8 protein-coding genes are annotated in these 8,308 nt (G+C 70.7%); all 8 read right to left on the bottom strand.

Translation table 11 applies throughout. From position 1 onward, the window contains the following. Nucleotides 1-143 precede the first annotated feature (143 nt). Nucleotides 144-1,487, bottom strand: a complete 1,344-nt coding sequence (locus ACFXC1_RS37725; protein ID WP_381251536.1) for an ABC transporter substrate-binding protein — start codon at nt 1,485-1,487, stop codon at nt 144-146. Between the two features lie 109 nt (nt 1,488-1,596). Next, nucleotides 1,597-2,595, bottom strand: a complete 999-nt coding sequence (locus ACFXC1_RS37720; protein WP_381251534.1) for a LacI family DNA-binding transcriptional regulator — start codon at nt 2,593-2,595, stop codon at nt 1,597-1,599. A 79-nt stretch (nt 2,596-2,674) separates the two neighbouring features. Continuing rightward, nucleotides 2,675-3,367, bottom strand: a complete 693-nt coding sequence (locus tag ACFXC1_RS37715; protein ID WP_381251532.1) for a GntR family transcriptional regulator — start codon at nt 3,365-3,367, stop codon at nt 2,675-2,677. 58 nt (nt 3,368-3,425) lie between these two features. Beyond that, nucleotides 3,426-4,427, bottom strand: a complete 1,002-nt coding sequence (locus tag ACFXC1_RS37710; RefSeq protein ID WP_381251530.1) for a proline racemase family protein — start codon at nt 4,425-4,427, stop codon at nt 3,426-3,428. Between the two features lie 36 nt (nt 4,428-4,463). Continuing rightward, on the bottom strand, nt 4,464-5,360 hold the full coding sequence (locus ACFXC1_RS37705) for a dihydrodipicolinate synthase family protein (protein WP_381251528.1): 897 nt from the start codon (nt 5,358-5,360) through the stop codon (nt 4,464-4,466). A gap of 31 nt (nt 5,361-5,391) precedes the next feature. After that, complete coding sequence (locus ACFXC1_RS37700) at nt 5,392-6,798, bottom strand: FAD-dependent oxidoreductase (protein WP_381251527.1); 1,407 nt, start codon at nt 6,796-6,798, stop codon at nt 5,392-5,394. Then, nucleotides 6,791-7,099, bottom strand: coding sequence for a (2Fe-2S)-binding protein (locus ACFXC1_RS37695; protein ID WP_381251525.1), 309 nt, complete (start codon nt 7,097-7,099; stop codon nt 6,791-6,793). Before ACFXC1_RS37695 ends, ACFXC1_RS37700 begins: the two co-directional genes overlap by 8 nt. Next, a complete protein-coding gene (locus ACFXC1_RS37690; RefSeq protein ID WP_381251523.1) occupies nt 7,096-8,250 on the bottom strand; it encodes an NAD(P)/FAD-dependent oxidoreductase in 1,155 nt (384 codons plus the stop codon). The genes ACFXC1_RS37695 and ACFXC1_RS37690 overlap by 4 nt, the downstream gene beginning before the upstream one ends. Between the last annotated feature and the right edge of the window lie 58 nt (nt 8,251-8,308).

Genomic DNA, 8,308 nt, shown 5'->3' with positions numbered 1-8,308 from the left:
CTCGCCGTTGTGTGTCTTTGGGGGGCGGGGGGGGGGTGCGCGCGCGCGCCCCCCCCCCCCCCCCCCCCCGGGGGGGCGGCGCCTCGACCTGTCGTACCGCCGTCGTCTCGACGGGGTTCCGGGTGGCCGTCCGGGTCATCGGGTCAGCCCCGGGCCAGGATGCCGTCGATCTTTCCGGAGGCGTCCTTGAGGAGTTGGTCGATGTTCGCGTCCTTCTTGGTGAGGACTGCGGAGACGGCCGAGTCGAGGACGGAGTAGATCTGTTGGGCGTCCGGCGGCTCGATCTTCTTCTGGAGGGGCGCGTTGCCGTCCAGGAAGGTCTGGTAGTTCTGCACCGGGACGTTGGAGTTGGCCTTCTTGACCTGCTGGTCCTTGGCGTCGGCGGCGCCGGTGAACAGGCGCGGTTCGGGCAGTCCGACGGGGGCGTTGGCCTTCTTGGCGCGGGCGTAGTCGCCGAGGAAGCCGCTGCCCGGGGTGAGGAACATGGAGTCGAGCCACTTGAGGCCGGCGCGGATCTGGGCGGGCGTGTCGTGCTTGTTGAACATGTAGCCGTCGCCGCCGATGAGCGTGCCCTGGCCGCCGGGCATCGGGCCCAGGGCGAGGTCGTCGTAGTTGCCGCCCTTCTCCTTGACCAGGATCGGGATGTTGTCCGGGGCGGAGAGGTACATGCCGAGCTTGCCCGAACCCATCAGCTGCTGCACGTCGTTGATGACGAGGAGCTGCTTGCTGCCCATGGAGTTGTCGGTCCAGCGCATGTCGTGCAGGTTCTGCAGCACGGCGTGGCCCTGCGGGGTGTCGATGGTGGCCTTCTTGCCGTCGGCGCTGACGACGTCGCCGCCCTGTGAGTACATCTCGGCGGTGAAGTGCCAACCCCCTTGGTTCTGGGCGCTGTAGTCGGCGTAGCCGATGGTGCCGTTGCCGAGCGCGGCTATCTTCTTGGCGTCGGCGCGGACTTCGGCCCAGGTCGTCGGCGGCTTGTCGGGGTCGAGGCCGGCCTGCTGGAAGAGTTTGCGGTTGTAGAGCAGGCCCATCGAGTAGCCGGTGCGCGGGATGCCGTAGATCTTGCCGTCGACGGTGTAGATGTCGCGCAGCTGCTGCTGAAGACTGTCGTAGCTCTTCAACTCCTTGATGTACGGCGTGAGATCGGCCGCCTGCTTGATGTCCACGACGTGCTTGGCGTCGGTGAAGTACGTGTAGAACACGTCCTCCATCTGGCCGCCGGCGAGTTTGGCGTCGAAGGTCTTCGGGTCCTGGCAGGGGAACGCGTCGTGCGCGACGACGTCGATGTCGGGGTTCTTCTTCTCGAAGGCCGCGACGTCGGAGTCGAAGAATCCCCGGTCGACCTTGGCGCTCTTGGGCGGCTCGCAGTTGACCGTGATGCGTGTCTTGCCGCTCGCCGAGTCGTCGCCGGACCCGCAGGCGGCGGTGAGCGCGAGAGAACAGACGCCGATCGCGGCGAAGGTACGGCGGAACCCGGTGCTTCTCATCGGTGGACCCCTCTGGGCAGGAGCGGTGGGCGCCCACACTCAAGCACCGCCGACATCTCTCCGCAAGATGTCGCGCAGAATCTGTAATTATTCGACAGCTAAGCGCCTGTCAGCTGCGCGGGGCTTGCGCGGTGGAACCGCGGACCACCAGTTCCGGTTCGAAGAGCAGCTCTTCGGCGGGTACGACGGAGCCGCCGACCTGAGAGTTCAGAAGCTCGACGGCTGCCCGGCCCATGGCCTCGATGGGCTGGCGGACGGTGGTCAGCGGGGGCTCGGTGCAGTTCATGAACGCGGAGTCGTCGTAACCGACGACGGAAATCTGTGACGGGACGTCAAGTCCCTTGCGGCGGGCGGCCCTCACCGCGCCGAGCGCGAGCGGGTCACTGGCGCAGATGATGCCGGTGACACCGCGGTCGATCAGCCGGGAAGCAGCCGCGTGACCGCCCTCGATGGAGAAGATCGCGCGCGCCACGAACTCGTCGGGCAGATCCGGGGACAGGGCCCGCGCGGCGGCCAGCTTCCTTGCCGACGGGATGTGGTCGGCGGGTCCCAGGACCAGCCCGATGCGCTCGTGGCCGAGGGAGGCGAGGTGGCGCCAGGCCTGCTCGACGGCGACCGCGTCGTCGCAGGAGACGGCGGGGAAACCGAGGTGGTCGATGGCCGCGTTGAGCAGGACGACCGGGATGTTGCGCTCGGCGAGCAGCCGGTAGTGGTCGTGCGGCGCGTCCGCCTGCGCGTACAGGCCGCCGGCGAACACGACGCCGGAGACCTGCTGTTGCAGCAGCAGCGTCACGTAGTCGGCCTCGGAGACCCCGCCCTTGGTCTGGGTGCAGAGCACCGGGGTGAGGCCGAGTTGGGCGAGCGCGCCGCCGATCACCTCGGCGAAGGCGGGGAAGATGGGGTTCTGCAGCTCGGGCAGCACCAGGCCCACCAGTCGCGCGCGTTCACCGCGCAGCTGGGTGGGCCGCTCGTAGCCGAGAACGTCCAGGGCCGACAGCACCGACTGCCGGGTGGAGTCGGAGACTCCGGGTTTGCCGTTGAGTACCCGGCTGACCGTGGCCTCGCTGACCCCGACCTTTTTCGCCACCTCAGCAAGTCGTCGCGTCATGTGCGCAAGAATAGCGCAAGACGCGCAAGTGGTTTGCGTCAATTGCCAATCGCTTGGGAGGCCTGGCTCCCGGTGCCGCTCAGTCGTGGGCGGCCCAGAGACCGCGGACATGTCCCAGGTGCCGGGTCATGATCTCACGCACAGCCCGCTTGTCACGGTCCAACAGCGCGTCCAGAAGCTCCAGGTGCTCCTGGGCGGAGGCCAGCAGACGCCCCTCCTCGACGAGGGCGGTGAGCCCGTAGAGGCGGGACCGCTTGCGCAGATCACCGACGACCTCCACGAGATGGGCGTTGCCCGCCAGGGCGAGCAGCCCGAGATGGAAGCGGGTGTCGGCCTCGACGTACGCGATGAGGTCGCCGGCCACGGCCGCGCCGACGATCTCCCGGGCGGCGGGGCGCAGCGCCTCCAGCGAGACGGGGTCGGCTGTCCCGGCCAGCCCCACCACCGTGGGAATCTCGATCAGGGCGCGGACGTGGGTGTACTCGTCGAGCTGCTTCTCGGAGACCGCGGTGACCCGGAACCCCTTGTTCGGGACGGTGTCGACCAGTCCCTCCTTGGCGAGGTCGAGCATGGCCTCGCGCACCGGTGTGGCCGAGACGCCGAAGCGGGCGGCGAGCGTCGGCGCGGAGTACACCTCGCCGGGCCGCAGCTCCCCCGCGATCAGCGCGGCCCTGAGCGCGTCGGCGACCCGCTCGCGATAGCTGCTCTTCCCGCCCAGCGCGGGCAGGTCCGGGGCAGCGGTGGGCGGGGCGCCGGTGCGCTGGACGGCCATCGAATCTCCTAGCGGTGCAAGTGGTGCAATGTCACGCGTGACCGGCCATTATCCCGGGCTAGAGGATGAACCCGTCCGGGAACGGGTCGGTGGGGTCGAGCAGATACTGCGCGGTGCCGGTGATCCAGGCACGGCCGGTGAAGCTGGGCAGTACGGCGGGCACGCCGGCGACCTCGGTGGTGCCGAGGAGCCGCCCGGTGAACCGGGTGCCGATGAAGGACTCGTTCACGAACTCGGTGTGCAGCGGGAGTTCGCCGCGCGCGTGGAGCTGCGCCATGCGGGCACTGGTGCCCGTGCCGCAGGGCGAGCGGTCGAACCAGCCCGGGTGGATCGCCATCGCGTGCCGCGAGTGCCGGGCGGTCGCGCCGGGCGCGTACAGGTGGACGTGATGGCAACCGCGAATGGAGTCGTCCTCGGGGTGGACGGGCTCGTCCCGGTCGTTGATCGCCTCCATGAGGGACAGGGCCGCCTTGATGATCTCGTCCTTGCGGGACCGGTCGAAGGGGAGCTCGAACTGGTCCAGCGGCAGGATGGCGTAGAAGTTGCCGCCGTACGCCATGTCGTATGTCACCGTCCGCCCGTCGGAGAGGGTGGCTTTGCGGTCCAGCCCGACGGAGAACGACGGGACGTTCTGAAGGGTGACGTTCTTCGCGGCGCCGTTCTCGACCGCGACCTCGGCGACGACCAGGCCGGCCGGGGTGTCGAGGCGGATCGTGGTGACCGGCTCGACGACCTCGACCATGCCCGTCTCGACGAGCACGGTGGCCACGCCGATCGTGCCGTGCCCGCACATGGGGAGATAGCCGGAGACCTCGATGTAGACGACGCCCCAGTCGCAGTCGGGGCGGGTGGGCGGCTGGAGGATCGCACCGCTCATCGCGGAGTGGCCGCGCGGCTCGTTCATCAGGAACTGCCGGATGTGGTCGCGGTGTTCGCGGAAGTACAGCCGCCGCTCGTTCATCGTCGCACCGGGGATGGTGCCGATGCCGCCGGTGATCACCCGGGTCGGCATGCCCTCGGTGTGCGAGTCGACGGCGTGCAGGACGAGTTTGCTGCGCATGACGCTCCTGGTGGATCGGTGCCGATGCGAGGGTACTTACGCGAGTCCGGCCGCGACCGCCCTCTCGGTGGCGGCGCGCACGACGGCCTCCTGCTCCGGCAGCAGCGGAACGCGCGGCGGACGCACCGGGCCGCCGTACCGTCCGACGATGTCCATGGACAGCTTGATGGCCTGCACGAACTCGACCTTGGAGTCCCAGCGCAGCAGCGGGTGCAGTTGCTCGTACAGCTTCTTCGCGGTGGCCAGGTCGCCGTCGACGGCCGCGTGGTAGAGCTCGACGCTCGCGGCGGGCAGCGCGTTCGGGTAGCCGGCCACCCAGCCCTTCGCGCCCGCGAGCGCCAGCTCCAGCAGGACATCGTCGGCGCCGATCAACAGGTCGAGTTCCGGGGCGAGTTCGGCGAGCTGGTAGGCGCGGCGGACATCGCCGGAGAACTCCTTGACGGCGTGGATGTACCCCTCGCCGTGCAGCTTGGCGAGGAGTTCGGGCACCAGGTCGACCTTGGTGTCGATGGGGTTGTTGTACGCCACGATCGGCACGCCCGCCTTCGCGACCTCCGCGTAGTGCGCGAGGACCGAACGCTCGTCGGCGCGGTAGGCGTTGGGCGGCAGCAGCATCACGGAGGCGCAGCCGGCGTCGCGGGCCTGCTCGGCCCAGCGGCGGGACTCGGCGGAACCGTAGGCGGCGACACCGGGCATCACGCGCGCACCGCCGATCGCGGCGACGGCCGTCTCGACGACTTTGGACCGTTCCTCGGGGGTGAGCACCTGGTACTCGCCGAGCGAGCCGTTCGGCACGACGCCGTCACAGCCGTTGTCGACCAGCCAGGCGCAGTGTTCGGCGAACTTGTCGTAGTCGACGGCGAGTTCGTCGGTCAGCGGGAGCGCGGTGGCGACGAGGACGCCGCGCCAGGGACGGTTCGGGGTGGTGGTCATGGAGCGCCTCATCTCAATGGGGTGTGACATTTCATCGATGCTCGTCGTCCAGGGCCTCACCGGCGTGCGCCAGCACGCCGAGCGGCACGGGCCGGGCGAACGGCCGCCGGGACGGGGTGAGTTCGCACCCGGCGAGCCCCGCGACCGCCGGCCCGCACATCCGCCCCTGGCACCAGCCCATACCGGCCCGCGTCAGCAGTTTCACGGTGCGCACGTCACCGGCGCCGAGCCCGGCCACGGCCTCGCGGACCGCACCTCCGGTGACCTCTTCGCAGCGGCACACGATCGTGTCGTCGGTGACGAGATCGGTCCAACAGGCGGGCGGCGCGTACACGGTGTCGAGGTCGGCGATGAACTCCCGCAGTCCGCTACGGGACTTGGCGGCCGCCGCCCACCCGCGCGGGTCGGGTACGGCACCCGTCAGGCGGGCGGCGGCGGAGCGTCCCGCGATGTGCCCTTCGGCGAGGGCGAGGTCGGCGCCGCCGATGCCGGTGGTCTCGCCGGCCGCCCAGACGCCGGGGACGTCGGTGCGCTGTTCGTCGTCGACGTGGACAGCGATCCCGTCGAGCCGGCAGCCGAGGGTCTCGGCGAGGTCGGTGTGCGGGAGCATGCCGTGGCCGACGGCGAGGGTGTCGCAGGGGAGGCGCCGTTCGGTGCCGGGTCGGAGGCGCCCGTCGGTGTCGAGCGCGACGACGGTCACCGCCTCCAGCCGCTCGTCGCCGTGCGCCTCGACGACGGTGTGCCGGGTGAGCAACTTGACGCGGTGACGCAGGAGTCGGGCCGCGTACTGGGCGCCCTCGGCGACCTTTCCTGGCTGTGCCGCGAGCACGCGGGTCTGTCGTACGAACGCTTTGGGGTCGGCGGACTCGACGAGCGCGGCCACCTCGACGCCGGCCGAGGCGAGACCGGTCGCCACAGGGAGGAGAAGCGGTCCCGTGCCGGCGACCACGGCGGTGCGTCCCGGGACGGCGAGGGAGCCCTTGAGCATGGCCTGCGCACCGCCCGCGGAGAGGACTCCGGGGAGCGTCCAGCCGGAGAAGGGGAGGACCTTCTCGTAGCCGCCGGTGGCGAGGAGGACGGCGTCGGCGCGGACCTCGACGGGCACCTCCTGTTCGGGGCCGAGGAGGGCGTGCACGGTGAAGCGGTCCAACCGGCGTTCCACAAACCAGACATGATGGTCCGTCAAGTGGGTTACGCGGCCTGCCTCCACGTGACGGGCGAGGGCGTCGCTGAGCCGCTGCCATGTCCGCCACCGGTGGTGCAGGGCCTGCGGGCGACGGGCGTTCAGTTCGTCGGCGGGCTGCCGATAGAACTGGCCGCCCGCCCGCGCCGCCGAGTCGAGCAGCGTGACGCGGACACCGTGCGCCGCGGCGGCCACCGTGGCGGCGAGTCCCGCCGGGCCCGCGCCGATCACGGCGAGGTGCGGTCGCTCAGTCATCGTGGCCCGTTCCCTCCTGCGTGCGGACGGCATCGCCGGGGTGCAACTGCACCAGGCAAGCCCGTTGGTTCGGGCGGTCGTTGACGGTGACGAGGCAGTCGTAGCAGACGCCGATGCCGCAGAAGACGCCGCGCGGTGCTCCCCCGACCCGGGTGGTGCGCCAGGACGTCACGCCCGCCGACCACAGTGCGGCGGCGACGGTCTGGCCGGAGACCGCCTCGATCCGGCGGCCGTCCAAGGTGACCGTGAAGACCGGTCCCGGGTCGGCGTCGACGAGGTCCTGCGGGGATTCTGGGCTCACTCACCCTCCTGGTCCGGGAAGCGGTCGGGGCGGAAGGGGGCCAGGTCGAGATCGGGGGTCTTGTCGCCGAGCAGTTGGGCGATCAAGTGCCCGGTGCCGGTGGCGAGTCCGATGCCGGCGCCCTCGTGCCCGCAGGCGTGGAAGAGGCCGGGAGCCCGGGGGTCGGCGCCGATGACGGGGAGGTGGTCCGGCAGGTAGGGGCGGAAGCCGAGGTAGGAGCGCATCGCCCGCACCTCGGCCAGGAACGGGAACAGCCGGGTCGCGCCCGCCGCCAGCGCCCGCAGGACCGGCAGCGAGAACTCCCGGTCGAAACCCACGCGTTCACGGCTGGCGCCGATCAGAACGGGCCCCGCGGCCGTGCCCTCCACTACGGGTGAGGTCTGCAGCGCGGCCGAGTCGCTGGCCACGTCGGCCACGTAGTCGGCGGCGTACACCTTGTGGTGGATCAGGCGCGGGAGCGGTTCGGTGACGAGGACGAAGCCGCGGCGCGGGAGGACGGGGAGGGTGACGGCGGCGAGGGCGGCGAGTTCGCCGCCCCAGGTGCCGGCGGCGTTGATCACGGTCGGGGCGAGGATGTCGCCCTGGGCGGTGCGGACACCTTGGACCGTTCCATCCGTCGCGCGGAGTACGGCCGTCACCATGCGGCCGGTGAGCAGGCGGGCGCCGGAGGCCCGGACGAGGTGGGCGGCGGCCAGGGCGGGCATCACCTGGCGGTCCTGGGGGTAGCGCACGCCGCCCGGGAGGTCCGGGGCGAGGCGGGGTTCGAGGTCGTACAGGGCCTCGGCGTCGACCGGTTCGGCGACGACTCCGGCGGCGCGCTGCTGCTCGGCAAAGCGTTCCAAAGCGGTGAGCCCACCGGGCGTGGAGGCCACGACGAGGCCGCCTTTCGCCTCGTACTCGATGAACTCCCCGATTTCCTCCGCGAGTTGTGTCCACAGGCGGGCGGAGAGGAGCGCGAGGTCGAGTTCGGGACCGGGTTCCTTGTCGGAGACGAGCAGGTTGCCCTCACCGGCGCCGGTCGTACCGCCGGAGACCGGGCCGCGATCCACGATGACGACGTCGAGGCCGGCCCGGGCCGCGTAGAGGGCGCAGGCCGCGCCCACCACTCCGGCTCCGACGACCACGACATCGCAGGTCAGTCGCTTGCTCACATCAGTACTATGTCACATACCTCTCTTGCTGAGTATGTCCCCGCGCGAATGTCGCCGC

Origin of the sequence: Streptomyces hokutonensis (genome assembly GCF_042751305.1) — a bacterium.
Lineage (GTDB): Bacteria > Actinomycetota > Actinomycetes > Streptomycetales > Streptomycetaceae > Streptomyces > Streptomyces hokutonensis_A.
The sequence above is the reverse complement of the archived record's forward strand: the minus strand, read 5'-3'. Positions and strand labels throughout refer to the sequence as shown.

What these genes read in the sequence shown, in the direction of transcription:
- ACFXC1_RS37715 (WP_381251532.1), bottom strand. Translation starts at nt 3,367, where the DNA reads ATGGCCGTCCAGCGCACCGGCGCCCCGCCCACCGCTGCCCCGGACCTG.
- ACFXC1_RS37705 (WP_381251528.1), bottom strand. Translation starts at nt 5,360, where the DNA reads ATGACCACCACCCCGAACCGTCCCTGGCGCGGCGTCCTCGTCGCCACC.
- ACFXC1_RS37700 (WP_381251527.1), bottom strand. Translation starts at nt 6,798, where the DNA reads ATGACTGAGCGACCGCACCTCGCCGTGATCGGCGCGGGCCCGGCGGGA.
- ACFXC1_RS37725 (WP_381251536.1), bottom strand. Translation starts at nt 1,487, where the DNA reads ATGAGAAGCACCGGGTTCCGCCGTACCTTCGCCGCGATCGGCGTCTGT.
- ACFXC1_RS37710 (WP_381251530.1), bottom strand. Translation starts at nt 4,427, where the DNA reads ATGCGCAGCAAACTCGTCCTGCACGCCGTCGACTCGCACACCGAGGGC.
- ACFXC1_RS37720 (WP_381251534.1), bottom strand. Translation starts at nt 2,595, where the DNA reads ATGACGCGACGACTTGCTGAGGTGGCGAAAAAGGTCGGGGTCAGCGAG.